Below are 15277 nucleotides of genomic sequence, written 5' to 3' on the forward strand. Positions count from 1 at the left end.
GTTGACGTCGCGTTGAACCCCAGAGCGCAACCAGCCGTGCGCTGCGCCAGCGGGAAAACACGGTTTGCCAGTAAGCGTAACGCATGGCACGATGGAAAATCGTTCAGATGGGAGCCTGTGCAAACATGCGCCGATCCGGGCGCACCATTCCGTGTCAGGAAACCATCCATTTATGCATCGCAGGCGCTTTGTATTGGCTGCGCTGGGTGCCGCAGGTGTGACACTCGGCGCGCGCGCTGTGCCTGCAGAACCCTTCGATATCGTCTATCCGCGCATTCGTCCGGGCGGTGATGTGCATGCTGCGTTCGCGCTCGCTGTCCTCGATCTGGCGATGAAAACGGCGAATGCCGCCTATACGGTGCGGCAGGCCGAAATCGTCATGGAACGCGGCCGTGCGCTCGCCGAGCTCGCACACGGCCACAATACGATCAATCTGCACTGGACGAGCATGGAAGCTGCGGCCGAACGCGGCCTGAACGTGGTCCGGATTCCAATACACCGCGGGCTGATTGGATACCGGGTGTTCGTCATAAGAAAGGACCGGCAGCGGGATTTCGACAAGATCGAGCGCTTTTCCGATCTGAAGGCGTTCACCTGTGGTCAGGGGCTAGGATGGATCGACGCCGATATCCTGAAAGCTGCGGGTCTGGATGTGCAGACCTCGACCTACGAGACGATGTTCAAGATGACCCAGAGCGGACGGGTCGACTATTTTCCGCGAGGTGTCGTCGAAGCGTTCGCCGAACTCGATGGGCGCCAGCACCGTGAGCCTGATCTGGTGGTCGAGAACCGTCTGATGCTGAAGTATCGTTCCGATTTTATTTTTTATGTCGCGACGGGCCAGGAAGTCCTGGCAGATACGATTGAGAAGGGGCTCGTGCAGGCGTATCGCGACGGTACTTACCTGAGACTGTTCAACTCCCATCCGTACATTCAGGATGCTCTGGTTCGTACAAAACCCGCTTCCCGGAAGACCTTCCACCTGGAAAATCCCTACCTCTCGGAAGCGGACCGCAGAATTCCGCGCGACTACTGGATGAGTTGACGCTGCGACGGACAGATAAGCCCGGATCGGGCTACCCGTTGTTCATCGTCCACGTTGCCATGGACGACAGGATAAGCAGGTCCTCGACGCAATCCGATAACTCGCAGAGTTCGTGAAATGACGCGCCGTTAGGGTCAAGCACATGATGTCGTCTGAGATCGCGCAGCGCGTTGCCGAGGCGCCGGATGGCCTCGGGATCACTGTTCGTCAGCGGCCAGCCTTTTAACAAATGAGCCAGCGGCACAACACTTCTGCTTTCGCACCACAGATCGAACAGGTGCATGCACATCGCGTTGATATGTTCAACCGCATTTTCTCGCTCAGACAGATACGGAACCATGGCGACGCTCAGAAACCGGACGATTTAAGTGTGTTCATCCTATGTGGACAGTTATCGCGGCGCTGTCAGGACATCTAGAAAAGAAGGCTGGTCGATGCTGAACTTCATGTAAGGAAATCCCTAGGCGCTGCTTGTATTTTCTCTGTTGGCTCGGCTTAACGGCAGTCTGAACTGACCCGCTGCGCGCTCAGACAAGGCTTCGCCGCCAAATAACTGAAGTTGTATCGGTCGGCGCGGAGGTCGGGTTAGGGTAATCCTGACGTACGAATCAGCCTTCCCTTAATGAACTATCCGTGGCTCCCGACGGAACCGCCGCGGAGGGCGCCTTACGATGACTTCACTTGCATCGTGGAGCGCAGAAAATCGTGGCCGAAAAATCGTTGCGTGGACTGGTTGGGAAGCTGCTTGGCACGCAAAGCGGCCAGTCGATCCGCGTGCTGTCGATACATCGGTCACGATCTGGCCGGACTCGCCGTGTGTGCCTCGAAGTGCAACGGCCGGGTGGTTCGCTCGCCCTGTTTCTCTTTCGCCACGGCGATGGAGTCTGGCATGTGTTTCCGCCGGGAGACGCTCGTCCTTCGATGAGCTCCGCCGTGTTGCCGCAAACCGGCCAGATAATGGCGAAGGAGACGGCGCATGGCTGAAAACGTATCGGATGGACCTTCGCAGGACGATTCAGGTCTGCGTGCATGGATGTTGGCATGGTACGACCATGCCGTTTCGGTCGGCTTCGTCCGCCCGCCATTCGTCCTGAACGACGTGACGGCTGAACGGCTGGAGGGCTATTTCAGAGTGGGACTCACGCCGGCCGAAGGCGCGGAAGCATTTTTTGGCACCGCGCACTGATTTCGGACATTCACTACGCGGCGCAGTTTTGGGCCATCTGGTTATGGGTGATTCGTCACCTGTCGAATAAAGCACAACGCGAACAAGTTTAAATAAGAAACTGAACGGTAGGTGGTAGTTAAATTTCGGTGCTCGCACGGGTATTTAAACCAGAAATCGATCAAATTTCGCGGTAGTTAGGGAAACGATACCCCTCCATGCGCCGTCTCCCAGCCTTTATACCTGCTTCGTTCAACAGCTGATGAGGGCGGAGCTCGTCAGCATGCTGGCGAGTCTCAAGGAAGGCTGGGCGGCAAGGAAAAACCTGAGCAGCAGCGCGAGGCCGCCAGCGCGGAACTCGACATGATATGTGTCGGTGAGGACTGACTTTTGAATCTTCCCCCGCCGCACTCCCGTTCCGACTACGGCGGCTTACATGCCGCCAAAGGGTTTTTGCACGCTCAACTTGTTGGTGACCGAAGTCACTCCGGGAACGCTCCTTGCAATGTCCGCCACCTTGTCTACCTGGGAAGCGTCTGTGACCGTCCCATTCAGTGTCACCGCGCCGTCTTTCGCGGCGACGCTGATATTACCTGCACTGATCTCCTTGTGCTTCGCAATGGTGTTATAGACCTGCCGACGCAGAGCACGATTCGCCTTTCTTCCTGTGGCCGATGCCGCTGAGCCCGACGCCGTCATCGTAGATGTGCTAGGCGTACTGGCCGTCTGATCGGTCTGTGACCATGCGGTCATGGACGTTGCGACGATTAGGACTCCAACAGCCAGCCTGAATGCCTGAATGCTCTTCATTGAATACTCCCCATTATCGATTGTGGAATCAGAAGGTGAGGCGGATGCCGATCATCGCTGCCGTTGTTGACACGAACAGCGCAACAGGGACTCATAGATGATCGTCTGGTTCATGGTCCCGTTGTAGTCGACACACCCGACTTTAGAAGTTGTGGCGGACCCCGACCATCGCGGCCGTCGTATTCGCATCCGGTGCCACGAACTGACCATAGACGATCATCTGATTCATGATGCCACGGTTGTCGACATGCCCGACTTCCGCATAGAGCGTCGTCTGTTTCGAGATTTTGTAATCGGCTCCCAGCGAAACCTCGGTCGAATGCCCTGGAACCTGCTCGGATTTGCTGTGCAGGTAGTAAATGCCCGACGAAATTGAGAATTGAGGCGAAAACGCGTAGCCCAGACCACCTGAAACAAGATCGAGGTTGGCCTTGTTGCTATTCGAAGGGTTCTTGCCGAGCGAGTAGGACACGGATGCCTCGAAACCCTGGAGCTGGTAGCGCGCACCGAGGTAATAGAAGCGGTTGTTGTCGTTCCCGGTCGCCGGCGTGACCGGAGTGCCCGTGGCGGTGGGCGCGAACGGGTTCGTGTCGTGGCCGTTGTAGTACACCGCAGCCAGATGCAGGCCATTGTAGGCATACCTCAGCACCGCAGACTCACGTGTTCCGCCCTGAATCTGCCCCGCGACACCGCCTGGCGCATACTCCAGCTCGGCCGTCACACCATGGAAGTTCGGCGAATGGTACACAAGCGCGTTGCTGTCATAGAGTGCCCCGATCGGCGCGTTGGTGCTCGTGGGGACCCAGCCGGCGGCCTGATTCATGCCGATCCACGCGGTCAGGATACTGCCGAAGTACTGCGCGCCTCGCACGTCGGTGTCCTGCATCGCCCAGATCATCGGGACGATCTGGCGTCCAGCGTCGAAACTGCCGAACGGGCCCGATAGGCCAATCGTGGAGTACTGGTTGAATATGGCGCTCACACCAGGCGTATCGCTGAGCTGCAGGGCACCGCTGGTGCTTTGGAACGAGCCCTGCAGCTTGAAGTTGACCTTGTAGCCACCGCCGATATCTTCGGTACCCTTAATGCCCCAGCCGCTCGAATAAATGCCTCCGTCCTTGAGCGCGAACACACTGCCCGGGGACTTGAATTTCGCAGCGGCCGCCGCACTGGGAACCAGTACCGGTCCCGATGTGCTCTGATATAACAGACCCGAATCGACTACGCCATACAGCGTCACCGACGATTGCGCGTAAGCCGAGCTGGCAAACGCGGCCAGTGCCGCTAATGCGGCGAGTTTTACTTTCATGAGGTCCCCTCGAGTTTTTGTGGCCACCGTTCGGCGCGCGCTCGACTGACGTCGGTCGTCCACGGGGCCAACGAACTAAACAACAATTTTGGTTTTTAGGTTCTGGTGCAAAGAGCTCGTGTGGTCGAGACCGCCTCGATCAGATTGTTCAGGTAGCTCTAGCTATTTGCGCCACGACTCCGCTCTCCGCGCAGATGACGCACGCCAATCAACAGGACGACAGCGGACGCGACACTGACGAGTGGCAATAGCCGCAAGGCGGGGGCGAGGCCCAGTCGGTCTGCCAATACGCCCGTCACAAAGGCACCTGGCGCGAGCCCAAGGATGTTGAAGGCCAAGGCGAGCGTGGCCATGGCTGTACTGTGAATCGCCTTGGGCGTCAGATTCGCAACCATCGTACCGGCGGGGCCCATCACGCCAGCGCTAAAGAACAGCGCCAATGCAATCAGAGCGAGTTGGGCTGAACCGGCGGGAAACTGAAATGCCGCGAACAGCAATGCTGCGCAGGTCAGGTTAAAGGTGATCGCCAGGAGCATTTTCCGTCGTGGCGAATCACGGCCCAGACGATCGGACAGTGCGCCGCATAGGGGCATGCCGCATGCGCCGCAAAGGACAAAGATGGCCGCGACGCCGCCCGCCTTGCTCAACGGCATGTCATAGACCCGATTCAGGAAACTCGGCAGCCAGGCAAGCAGGCCGCCGTTGATGAAGAGCTGCAGCCCGCTGCCGATGTACACGCAGATCAACACCCGGGAGGAGAACAGATCTTTAAACACCTGCCTGACGCGGACGGTCGCCAGCGAATCAGTTTGCCCGATGCCGCTTGCTTGAGCTTTCGCCCTTTCGATCCGCGCCGGACTGGCGACTATCATATAGAGCACGGTCAGCGCGATACCAAAGACCGCCATGCCAACGAACGCACTGCGCCAACCGAAATGGCTTGCCAGTGAACCGCCAAACCCGATCCCCATGACCGACCCAACCATGCTGCCCGCCATAAACGCGCCAGCTACCGTGGAGGTGTGCCGTGCCGGGAACATGCTGATGAGAATGGCCATGCCAACGCTGGCATAAGCGGCTTCTCCGACACCGACCAGAAAGCGCGCCGACAGTAACGTGAAGTAGTTGTGCGACAGGCCGCAGAGCAAGGTGGCAATGCTCCAAATGGCCGCCATGATGGTCACGCTGCGTACACGACCCCATCGGTCGGCGGCAAGCGAGATTGGGAACGCCAGGATGCCGACAGCCAGCGAGACAATGCCGCTGAGCGCTCCGAGCCGGGTGTCGGACAGTCCCCACTCGGCCTTGATTTGTGGAAACACTGCGCTGAGCACTTGCCGCGACATGTAGTCGGACAGGAGCAGTCCGAATGTCAGCGCAAAAATGACGCATGCATAGCCGCGAATGGCTTGCGGCCGCGCATCATCCTTGCACACTGTGTCTTGCATATTCACTGCCATAATTCGGCATCCTATTAATTGCTGCCGCCGTTGCCATCTGTGCGCTGGATGCCCCGATCGGGGCACCGCAGCCGAACAACCTGGACGCTAGCTCTTGAACTGCTCGAGAAATTCCAGCAGCAATTCGTTAACCTGATCGACGCTCTCTTCCGCCGCAGCATGCCCCACGCCCGGTAACAGGACCTTCTTCTGAAGTCCGGGCAGATAAGTGTCGAGCCGGTCGTAGATACCGCGGATTTCGACCGGTTCGAGGGAAGGGTCGGCCGCGCCACCGATGAACAGACTCGGCTGGCGAACCACCGCACCGTCCAGAAACGCGGTGATTTCCCAGTTCCGGTCGCGACAGCGGTAGTAGTTAATGGCACCGGTAAATCCCGTGCGCGTGTATTCATCGACGTAGTAGTCGATCGCCCGTGCGCTCAACCATGACGGGAACTCCTTCGGATCAGTGAAGGCGTTGAGAATCGGCTCACCGGCTTCGACGAACAGGCGCCAGCGTTCGTCGCCGACGGCGCTGCCGGAGACCGAGTAGTAGATGCTGCGCAATGTCTTGCGCGGGTCACTGGCGAACTCGCGATCCGGCTTGTCGATCTGCTGGAAGTACAGGTGGTGGTACACCCGGCCTTTCGCCATTTCCCGCAAGCCGACGGTTGGTTTGACCTTTCCGCGCGGTGGCACTGGGGTATTGAACATCGCGAGGCCACGGAACAGATCCGGCCTCAGCATGGCCGCTGCCTGAGCCACCCACGCACCCAAGTCGTGCCCGACGATGACCGCGGAGGTTTCACCGAGGGCCGCCATCAAGCCGACCATGTCTCCGACTGACTGGCTCATGTCGTAGGCTTCAATGGAATCTGGCCGATTGGATTGCCCGAATCCCCGTTGATCGGGGACGACGACCCGAAAACCGGCCGTTGCCAAAGCGATGATCTGGCGCCGCCACATGTACCAGAGGTAGGGAAATCCGTGCAGCAGAATGACGAGCGGGCCTTTCCCCTCGTCGATGTAGTGCATGCGAATGCCATTGACTTCGGCAAAGCAGTGGTTGAATGCGGCGGGGTCGTCAGCGTCCACTTGCGCGAATGCGGCGCGCGGCTGACCAATGTGCGTTGCAGCACGGGTGTCCATTGTCTGTCTCCATCTTTTGAAGTTCTTGGACTGTAAGATAGCGCTGGCAGGCGGTTCCGTACTAAGCTTGCCAGGACATAATTTTGTGAAATTGGGACAGTCCGTGCATACCCTTACGCGAAGTGCCAGCCTTACCGACTTTGAGCAGGTTGCCCGTTCGGTGGGGCTCGATCCGTTTCGTATGCTGCGGATGGCAAGGCTGCCAGCCACCGTCCTCGACGATCCGAATATGATGATCAGCGCCGATTCGGTCGGGTGGCTGCTGGAGGAGTCTGCGCGACTGTCCGGTCAGGAGGCCTTCGGACTGTTGCTCGCGGAAACGAGAAGCCTGGCCAATCTCGGGATGCTGGCACTGGTGCTTCGCGAAGAACCAACGTTGCGTACAGCAATGCAATCTGGCATCCGCTATCTGCGATTGCACAACGCTGGCGTGCAATTGCGGCTTGAAGATGCCGGCGACGTCGTGTTGCTGCATGTCGGTGCGAATATGCAGGGAGGGCACGGCGTCTGGCGCCAGACTGTCGAAATGTCGACCGGGATCGTATTGCGGGTGTTCAGGGCACTGAGCGGCAATGCCTTCCGGCCGGTCAGGGTCACTTTCACTCACGAGCGTCCTGCCAGTCTTGAAGTGCGCCATCGCGTGCTGGGTACGGCTATCGAGTTTTCACAGGAATGCAATGCCCTGGTTTGCCGGACGCGCGACCTGGATCTGCCCATCCCTGCGGCAGACCTGACGCTGAATCGCGAGGTGAAGCGGTGGCTCGACCTGCAGTTGGTCAACCTCCGCGACGAGCCGGCACAGCGGGCGCGCCAGATCGTCAGGATGCTGCTGCCAAGCGGACTTTGTTCGGTCGACCAGGTCGCCCGGCACCTTGGCATGCATCGGCGCACGCTTAACCGGCACCTGGCGGCCGAGGGCGAGAGTGTCACAACGGTCATCAATGCGGTACGTGCTGAACTCGCCGAGGAGTATCTGGCTAGCAGCAAACGCAGGTTGTATGAAGTCGCCGAACTCCTCGGCTTTTCCTCCGGCGCTGACTTTTCGCGCTGGTTCCGCGGTCAGTTTGGCAAGACACCCTCGGAGTGGGCCGCCCATTATCGCCAGAGCACGCAGGCAGCCGATCCTGTCTCGCACAAATAGGAAGCGGGAAGGCAGATTCAGAGTCGGCTCGCGAACCCCCTCCGTCATCCGGGCCTGCCGCACTGCCCGAACCTGCCACACCCTGCATCTTCCTGGCGTCACGGATCCCCGTCTGATCGCCGCTATTACCCGACTACCTGCATGGCCGCCCGGAAGCACGCGAGCGTTGTTGCTATCCGCTTTTCGGCCATGGCACGGCGGCTCGTGTCCCAATATGCAAACAAAATGTCCGGTCATGCTAATGGTCTTGCGGGCGCAATGCGTAGTATTGGATCCGTGGCAGACGAAACGTGGCCTGTCCTCCTGCTGACAGGGGGCAGCTACATCTGCCGGACGCACACATGGCTCGCCGCCGCACAAACACAGATTGGAGACATCAATGACAGTAACCGCCGCACCTCAAGACACTACGTCACAAGCCACACCCGTGTCGCCGGCCATTATCCGACCATCGGTGCGCCAGCATTCGATCAAGGTGGAGATTTGCACGCCCGCCATCGGCGCCGAACTCAGCAACATCAGCCTGGCTGATGCCGCCCTGGACCCTGACGCCATTGCCGAAATCCGGGCGCTGTGGCTGAAGCACAAAGTCCTGTTCTTTCGCGATCAGAACATTACGCCGATGGAGCAACAGAATTTCGCCGCGCAATTCGCCGAACTGGAACCCCATCCCCTTGCGCCGAGCCATCCGGAAGCGGACAAGCTGCTGATGCTGTACCGCAATCTCGACCCGGGCAAGCCCAAGAGCTTCGTCGAAAAAGCCAGCCGCGAAAACCTCTGGCATGTCGATGTCACCTTCAAGAAGGCGCCGCCCCGCGGCGCGGTGTTGCGCTGCGAACTGGGTCCGGAATCCGGTGGAGACACCATGTGGTCCAACATGGTGATGGCCTACGAAAAGCTGCCCGACACCATCAAACGACGGATCGACGGCCTGTACGCCAAGCACAGTTCCGAGCACACGTTTGGCGCCCAGATGCCGATCGAGGAACGTCATGCGATGGCTGCGAGGAACCCCGCCGCTGAGCACCCGGTCGTGCTCACCCATCCCGAGACGGGCGAAAAGGTGTTGTTCGTCAACTCGACGTTCACGACGCATTTCTCGAATTTCTTCAACTTCGAGGACATCCGGTACGGCCAGGACTTCATGCCGGAGGCTCATCACCTGATGAACTATCTGACCTCTCAGGCCGCGATTCCGGAATACCAGGTACGCCTGAAGTGGAAAACCAACACGGTTGCCATGTGGGACAACCTGCAGGTTCAGCACTACGCTGTGGCGGACTACGACAGCTCGCCAAGAAAAATGCTGCGCGCCACCCTCGCGGGCACGCCGCTGGTCTAAGGCGAACAGTTTCCTCCAGCGTATCCAGCGCACCCGCCCATCAGGGACAGGCGGGCAGCCTTGGCACGCTTACCACTTTTCGACCCCACTACAAAATGGAGACAGATATGCTTTACGAACACGTCGACACCTCACTCATCGATGGCGAATCGCTGCCGTGGGTACCTTTTGCACCCTATGCAGAAAACGTCCTGCTGAAGTACTTCAAGCTTGATCCGATCCGGGGTGAATGGATCGTGCTGATGAAGTCCCCGATCGACATGCAACTGCCCAAGCACCACCACACCGGTACGGTCATGGTCTACACGATCGAAGGTAAGTGGAAATACAAGGAGCACGACTGGATCGCCGGACCCGGCAGCGTCGTGTACGAGACCGCCGCGTCGACCCACACGCCTGAAGTCGTCAGCACGGGAAGCGGAGACGGCTATGTGGTCACGTTTATCCAGGTGACCGGCGATCTGCTTTTCCTCGACGGGAACGACAACGTCGTCGCGATCGAAAACTGGAAGTCCGGGCTGAAGCGCTATCTTGACTATTGCGAGCAGCACGGCATCGAGCCGAAAGATCTGACGGCTTTCAACTGATCTGAAATTCATGGGGACTCCCGATATCCACCGGGGTCCTCGTGACACTCACTGCGTCGCCCGCAAGACGCAATAGACGGTCCGGCCATATCAGGACTTCAGCACCACGCCGGGTCATCGCAGGTCATTGGCGCCGAGAAGCAGGCTGCGTGCAAACAACCACGCAGCCCCAATTTCACATCGCGCGCGCTCCCTCCTGTCGCCAGAGCCGTTGCCTGATCACAAAGACCCTGGAGAGTGGAAACACCTGGTCCCGGTTCGCGGCCTTGAAGCGGAACCTGACAGAGGGGTATGGCCATCTGCCCGCTCCCCGATCACAGACTTTACGAAACGGAACGACGCCATGAATGGCTTGATGATGCAAAAGCAGTTGTTGATCTCCTCACTCATTGTGCATGCCGACCGCCATCATGGCGATACGGAGATCGTGTCCCGGCGGGTGGAGGGTGATATCCATCGCTACACTTTCCGTGATTGCCACCGTCGCGCGCGGCAGATGGCCAACGCGCTGACCAGCCTCGGTGTCAAGCCCTCCGACCGGATCGGCTCGCTGGCATGGAATGGCTACCGCCACCTGGAGTTGTACTACGGCGTCTCCGGTATGGGTGCCATTCTGCATACCATCAACCCCCGCCTGCATGAAGACCAGGTCGCTTACATCGCGAATCACGCCGAAGACCAGTACATTTTCTTCGACCTGACCTTCCTGCCGTTGATCAAGGCCGTCGCCGACCGCTGCAAAACGGTCAAGGCGTTCATCGCCATGACCGATCGCGCCCACATGCCCAAAGACGCTGGCATTGACAACCTGCTGTGCTATGAAGATGTGATCGAGCAGTGTTCATCCGACTACTCCTGGCCGATTCTCGACGAGGACGCCGCCAGTACGCTCTGCTACACCTCTGGCACGACGGGCAACCCGAAAGGAGTCCTGTACAGCCATCGCTCATCGATGCTGCACACCTATGCGGCGGCGCTGCCTGATGCGCTGAACTGTTCGGCGCGCGACGTGATCCTGCCCGTTGTGCCGATGTTTCATGTCAATGCCTGGGGACTTCCGTACATCGCGTGCATGGTCGGGGCCAAACTTGTATTCCCCGGGCCGGCTCTTGACGGAAAATCGCTGTATGACCTGCTCGAAGCCGAGCAGGTCACGCTCTCCGCTGGCGTGCCGACTGTCTGGCAAGGCCTGCTTGGTCATGTTGAGGAAACAGGTCAGCCATTCTCGAGCATGAGACGCACCATCATAGGTGGCGCGGCCTGTACCCCGGCCATGTTGCGCAAGTTCCAGGAAACATATGGCGTAGCGGTATTGCACGCCTTGGGGGATGACTGAACTGAGCCCTATGGGAACCATCGGCACCATAAAGGCCAGGCATATCGGGATGTCAGAGAAAGAGCGTCAAGCCGTGCAATCCAAACAAGGCCGTGTGGTGTTTGGCGTCGACATGAAAATCGTTGACGCTGACTGCATGGAGTTGCCTTGGGACGGCGCGACTTCCGGCGACCTGCTGGTGCGTGGGCCAACGGTGGTGTGCGACTACTTCAGGAACGAAGGAGATAGCCCGCTGCAGTTCGATGACGGAGGACAGGGATGGTTCCCGACCGGCGATGTTGCGACCATCGATGCCGATGGCTTCATGCAAATCACCGATCGCAGCAAAGATGTGATCAAGTCTGGTGGCGAATGGATAGGCTCAATCGACCTGGAAAACATCGCGATGGCACATCCGGCAGTCTCTCAGGCAGCATGCATTGCCGGGAAACACCCGAAGTGGGATGAGCGTCCATTGCTGATCGTCGTCAGGAAGCCGCAAGCAGAACTGACGCGGGAAGAACTGCTCGCTTTTTACGAAGGCAAGATCGCGAAATGGTGGATGCCGGATGATGTGATCTTCGTCGACGAGATCCCGTTGGGCGCAACAGGGAAGATTCTGAAAAATCAGTTGCGAGAGCGCTTCGGCGACTTTCTGATGCAGCCAGCGGAACGTCAACGCATTGCCTGACCCGGCGCGCCACGCCCCTATGGCTGCGGCACCTCAATGAGTCATCCGATCGGGGGCCACGGGCGCAATGATAACCGTGCTCCGCGTGATCTGACATCCTGCTGCCTCCGCTCATGGCGATTCAGCAGGACCTGCACATATCGGCTAGCTCCGTGCCGCAAAAGGTGCCGCCCTTTTTTGTGGCGAATGCTTTTATATGTCTTTGGCATGGCGTCATTTCAGACGCCTAGCCGCAGCACGCGGGGGCCAGAAGATCGAAATAGCCCTCTGACAGGTGTGCCGGTGACGGATACAACTAAGGGTCAACGGGCAATCCTGAGTCGGGAGAGTCAATGTCAGCACTACGACCAATGGCATGGACAGACGCAGGTATAAAGATCATCAATTTCGATGGAAAAGCCCAAAATGAGCTACGACGCAAACGGAAGACTACCGCTATACCCCAGCGATGACGTGAACCGGCAGGTTGGCGATGGCCGCTCGAACAACAGGAGCCGCAGCCGCAGGGGCAGGGGCAGGGGCTGGCCTGTGCCGGAGGAATGGGCCGTCGGTTTGAAAACTCAGCCCACCGGTGGCTCCGGCGCTGGTGGCTCCTTGAGCACGCGCAGGTCCACTGGCGTCGTGCGAGCCGGCCTGCGGCGGGGCTCACTGTTCGCGTCTTTCGACTGTCTGCTCTCGTCCTCGGCGGCATCGTCAGGCTGCAACCCGGCATTGGTTGCGCTCAACGGGGTGTGAAGCCGCATATGCGGCACTGGAATCTCAATACCCGCCTCGTCCATCTTGCGTTTGAGCCGCGCGTTAAAAGCGCGCGCCACGCTCCACTGCTGCAGAGGCCGCGTCTTGAACTGCCCTTTCACAACCATCCAGTTAGCCTCAAAGCGGTCGAGCCCCCACACTTCGACCGGAGCTAGTATGTCGTTGCGCAGGCGAGCGTCCGCCTGCAGATCGGCGCCCACTTCCACAATCATGCGCGTGGCTTCATCGAGGTCAACGGAGAACGGCACTCGTACCTCAAATAGCGCGTTGGCGAAGTCGCGCGACAGGTTCTTCACAATCTTGATCTGCGAGAAGGGAATGGTGTGAACCGCGCCTTGTCCGTCCCGTAGCCGGACAGTGCGGATCGTCAGGTCCATGACGATGCCGGCGTGGCTGCCGTCAATCTCAATCCAGTCACCGACAGAGATCGTCTCCTCGACAATGATGAAGAGCCCCGTGATCAGATCGGTGACGAGCGCCTTCGCACCGAAGCCGACGGCGAGACCGATCACGCCTGCGCCTGCAAGGAGAGGCGTCAGATTGACGCCCAGAGTGGCGGCGGCGCCGATGGCAGCGAGGGTGGCAATCGTCGTGAAAACTGCGTTGCGCACGAGCGGCAACATCGTGCGTGCACGCACGCCGGGGTCGAGTGCCCTGTTGCGCGAACTGCTTGGGCCCAACGCGTTGAGAATTGCGGTGTCGCAAAGTATCCATATGAACCAGGCGCCGAAGATCGTCGCGATGACTGTAATCAGCGCGTGCTCGAAACTAGGCGTCATCGCACTGTGCTTGAGCATCCGCGCGATCGGACCGCTCCACAGGTCCAGTTCGAGTTGAATGAACGCGAGCCACATCAGAAGGACGAGCAGCGTGCTCGCGAAACGCAAGAGTCTCATCAGGTGCGGTGCGCGGCGGTGCGCACGGGTGTCCCTTCGACGTGTCACGTGCATCAGCAGCGCCGACGCGAACAGCGTGAGCACGAGCAACAGCGCACTGAGAAGCGACGGCTGCAATACGTTCTTTTCCGACCCGCGCGCATCGATGATCGCAACGACTGACACGATCGCGATTAAAAGGATCGGAATGTGCCACAGCGATGCGAGGATATCGAGCGCTTCCGTGGCGAGTTTGTGATCACGCCTTCGCGCATACGGGCGATTGCGTATCAGATGCGTGACGGGCCGCCGGTAAGCGAGTGCGAAATAACCGATCAGGACGGCCGCCGCCACGTTTGCGCATGCCGAGACGAGCCCGGCGAGATTCATGCCGAGCAGGCGTGTGACGCCCGGATTGGCCGTCGCGTCGCCGAGGGCGCCACATGCACCGATTGCGAAAAGCGGCCAGCGGCTTTGCGCGAGCAGCTGATGAACTGCGACACGCCGGTGTGCCGTGTTGAACGCCGAGAACACGATCAGGCAGATCGCCGAGAATATCGAGCCCGCGACTATGGCATAGACGACAACAAGCCCCAGCGTACTGCCGAGCGCGTCGGGCATTCCCCGCATGAGCAGTGCTACCGTTACGAATGCGACGATCCATGGCGCCGTCCGCCAAAATGCAAAGCTCAACAGTTCGAACGAAGTTGGACTCGGTTCCAGCGCGACCTTCCATCCGTAGCGCGCACTGATGCGCCGCCGCAGGTAGATCAGCAAGCCAGCGCACGCGCCCCAGCCCGCAAGCGACGCCATCATGCCAAGCAGGATCCGGCCGAGCGACTCCCCACTGCCGCCTCTGAGAATGATCCACAGTTCGCTGGCCGCCGCGCTCGAACGGGCCGCCCAGTAATGCAAAGGTGTGCGGCCCTCCTTCAGATCCGTCTCGACAGACGCAATGCCTGACGCAATCACGCCGAGCAGATCGCTGTCGCCCTGTCCGGATGATGCCGGCGACGCGGGGGCGGAGCTTTGGGTACCTTCACGAAGCCCCTTCAGGTGGGCGACGAGCGCATTGCGTTGTGTGTCGTTCTCGAGCGTGCCGATCAGGCTGTCTAACGAGCGCGCCTGTTCGGCCTGACTGGCGGGCGACGGCGCCGATGCTGCCTGCGCCGCCGAGGCTGCTGCCTGCGCCGCCGAGGCTGCTGGCGGCGCGGAACTACCCGTCACATTGTTGATGACATTTTGAAGCCCGGCGGGCAGAGGCGCAATTGCCGTCCAGCCGGTGTCCATTGCAGACAGCGCGAGAACGCTGGCCAGAGCCATCCGTGTGCAGACGTACCGAATGGCGCGCCATCCAATAAGGAAAGCGCGGCTCCGCGCACTGGCGAAGACCACGGCATGCCTAGATTCACGCCGCATGAAAGCGTGCATGGAGACTCCTTTCGAAGCACCTCTGCGAGAGTCGATTAACCCAACCGGCGCCCCTGTTATAAACGGCGCTCCCGCGCTCAACCTGCGCTTCGTCCCGCGACTTTCGGGCCAAAACCCTGCCGCCAAAAGCGATACTGCTTTGCCTCTAGCGCAAAGATTGGCGCATCGCACGCGGCGGTGTCTTTTGCATCCAGTCCCGGCGACAGCCATGTTTGGCGGTGG

Annotated in this window: 12 protein-coding genes and 1 pseudogene; 7 read left to right on the forward strand and 6 right to left on the reverse strand. The window is 59.6% G+C overall.

All coding sequences use genetic code 11. The features are described from left to right. The first annotated feature begins 172 nt into the window (after window positions 1-172). Window positions 173-1045, forward strand: coding sequence for a type 2 periplasmic-binding domain-containing protein (locus tag KHO31_RS33225; protein WP_201074228.1), 873 nt, complete (start codon window positions 173-175; stop codon window positions 1043-1045). Between the two features lie 31 nt (window positions 1046-1076). On the opposite strand, the gene KHO31_RS33230 is transcribed toward KHO31_RS33225, so the two are convergent. Further along, window positions 1077-1385: a hypothetical protein gene (locus KHO31_RS33230; protein ID WP_201074229.1), complete on the reverse strand. Its 309-nt coding sequence runs from the start codon at window positions 1383-1385 to the stop codon at window positions 1077-1079. A gap of 365 nt (window positions 1386-1750) precedes the next feature. Here KHO31_RS33230 and KHO31_RS33235 point away from each other — a divergent pair, with 365 nt between their 5' ends. Both KHO31_RS33235 and KHO31_RS33240 read left to right on the forward strand, forming a co-directional pair. Further along, the gene (locus KHO31_RS33235; protein ID WP_321207304.1) at window positions 1751-2029 is read left to right on the forward strand and encodes a hypothetical protein; all 279 of its coding nucleotides are present in this window, start codon (window positions 1751-1753) and stop codon (window positions 2027-2029) included. Further along, window positions 2022-2231 (forward strand): hypothetical protein, encoded by a 210-nt coding sequence (locus KHO31_RS33240; RefSeq protein WP_201074231.1) that lies wholly within the window; start codon window positions 2022-2024, stop codon window positions 2229-2231. Before KHO31_RS33235 ends, KHO31_RS33240 begins: the two co-directional genes overlap by 8 nt. A 411-nt stretch (window positions 2232-2642) precedes the next feature. On the opposite strand, the gene KHO31_RS33245 is transcribed toward KHO31_RS33240, so the two are convergent. From KHO31_RS33245 to KHO31_RS33260, 4 genes are all read right to left on the reverse strand, one after another. After that, entirely contained in the window at window positions 2643-3020 is a 378-nt protein-coding gene (locus tag KHO31_RS33245; RefSeq protein ID WP_201074232.1) for a BON domain-containing protein, read from the reverse strand. Between the two features lie 142 nt (window positions 3021-3162). Then, a complete protein-coding gene (locus tag KHO31_RS33250) occupies window positions 3163-4329 on the reverse strand; it encodes a porin (RefSeq protein WP_201074233.1) in 1167 nt (388 codons plus the stop codon). A 158-nt stretch (window positions 4330-4487) separates the two neighbouring features. Continuing rightward, window positions 4488-5789 (reverse strand): MFS transporter, encoded by a 1302-nt coding sequence (locus KHO31_RS33255; protein WP_211625255.1) that lies wholly within the window; start codon window positions 5787-5789, stop codon window positions 4488-4490. 87 nt (window positions 5790-5876) lie between these two features. Continuing rightward, window positions 5877-6917, reverse strand: a complete 1041-nt coding sequence (locus tag KHO31_RS33260) for an alpha/beta hydrolase (protein WP_236071635.1) — start codon at window positions 6915-6917, stop codon at window positions 5877-5879. Between the two features lie 103 nt (window positions 6918-7020). On the opposite strand from KHO31_RS33260, the gene KHO31_RS33265 reads away from it, so the two are divergent. The 4 genes and pseudogenes from KHO31_RS33265 (at window position 7021) to KHO31_RS33280 (ending at window position 11993) form a co-directional block, all read left to right on the forward strand. After that, window positions 7021-8058, forward strand: coding sequence for an AraC family transcriptional regulator (locus KHO31_RS33265; protein WP_236071636.1), 1038 nt, complete (start codon window positions 7021-7023; stop codon window positions 8056-8058). Window positions 8059-8437: 379 nt separating this feature from the next. Next, entirely contained in the window at window positions 8438-9400 is a 963-nt protein-coding gene (locus KHO31_RS33270; RefSeq protein WP_211625259.1) for a TauD/TfdA dioxygenase family protein, read from the forward strand. 107 nt (window positions 9401-9507) lie between these two features. After that, complete coding sequence (locus KHO31_RS33275; RefSeq protein WP_201074238.1) at window positions 9508-9987, forward strand: 2,4'-dihydroxyacetophenone dioxygenase family protein; 480 nt, start codon at window positions 9508-9510, stop codon at window positions 9985-9987. A gap of 343 nt (window positions 9988-10330) precedes the next feature. After that, window positions 10331-11993: pseudogene (locus tag KHO31_RS33280) on the forward strand (3-(methylthio)propionyl-CoA ligase). Between the two features lie 560 nt (window positions 11994-12553). Here KHO31_RS33280 and KHO31_RS33285 read toward each other — a convergent pair. Further along, complete coding sequence (locus KHO31_RS33285; RefSeq protein ID WP_407945975.1) at window positions 12554-14947, reverse strand: mechanosensitive ion channel family protein; 2394 nt, start codon at window positions 14945-14947, stop codon at window positions 12554-12556. Between the last annotated feature and the right edge of the window lie 330 nt (window positions 14948-15277).

The sequence above is a fragment of the Paraburkholderia domus genome, from assembly GCF_905220705.1.
Classification (GTDB): domain Bacteria; phylum Pseudomonadota; class Gammaproteobacteria; order Burkholderiales; family Burkholderiaceae; genus Paraburkholderia; species Paraburkholderia domus.

Excerpts from the sequence above, each read along its gene's own strand:
- KHO31_RS33230 (WP_201074229.1), bottom strand. The coding sequence starts at position 1,385 with ATGGTTCCGTATCTGTCTGAGCGAGAAAATGCGGTTGAACATATCAAC.
- KHO31_RS33275 (WP_201074238.1), top strand. The coding sequence starts at position 9,508 with ATGCTTTACGAACACGTCGACACCTCACTCATCGATGGCGAATCGCTG.
- KHO31_RS33250 (WP_201074233.1), bottom strand. The coding sequence starts at position 4,329 with ATGAAAGTAAAACTCGCCGCATTAGCGGCACTGGCCGCGTTTGCCAGC.
- KHO31_RS33285 (WP_407945975.1), bottom strand. The coding sequence starts at position 14,947 with ATGGCTCTGGCCAGCGTTCTCGCGCTGTCTGCAATGGACACCGGCTGG.
- KHO31_RS33225 (WP_201074228.1), top strand. The coding sequence starts at position 173 with ATGCATCGCAGGCGCTTTGTATTGGCTGCGCTGGGTGCCGCAGGTGTG.
- KHO31_RS33260 (WP_236071635.1), bottom strand. The coding sequence starts at position 6,917 with ATGGACACCCGTGCTGCAACGCACATTGGTCAGCCGCGCGCCGCATTC.
- KHO31_RS33270 (WP_211625259.1), top strand. The coding sequence starts at position 8,438 with ATGACAGTAACCGCCGCACCTCAAGACACTACGTCACAAGCCACACCC.
- KHO31_RS33240 (WP_201074231.1), top strand. The coding sequence starts at position 2,022 with ATGGCTGAAAACGTATCGGATGGACCTTCGCAGGACGATTCAGGTCTG.
- KHO31_RS33255 (WP_211625255.1), bottom strand. The coding sequence starts at position 5,789 with ATGGCAGTGAATATGCAAGACACAGTGTGCAAGGATGATGCGCGGCCG.
- KHO31_RS33245 (WP_201074232.1), bottom strand. The coding sequence starts at position 3,020 with ATGAAGAGCATTCAGGCATTCAGGCTGGCTGTTGGAGTCCTAATCGTC.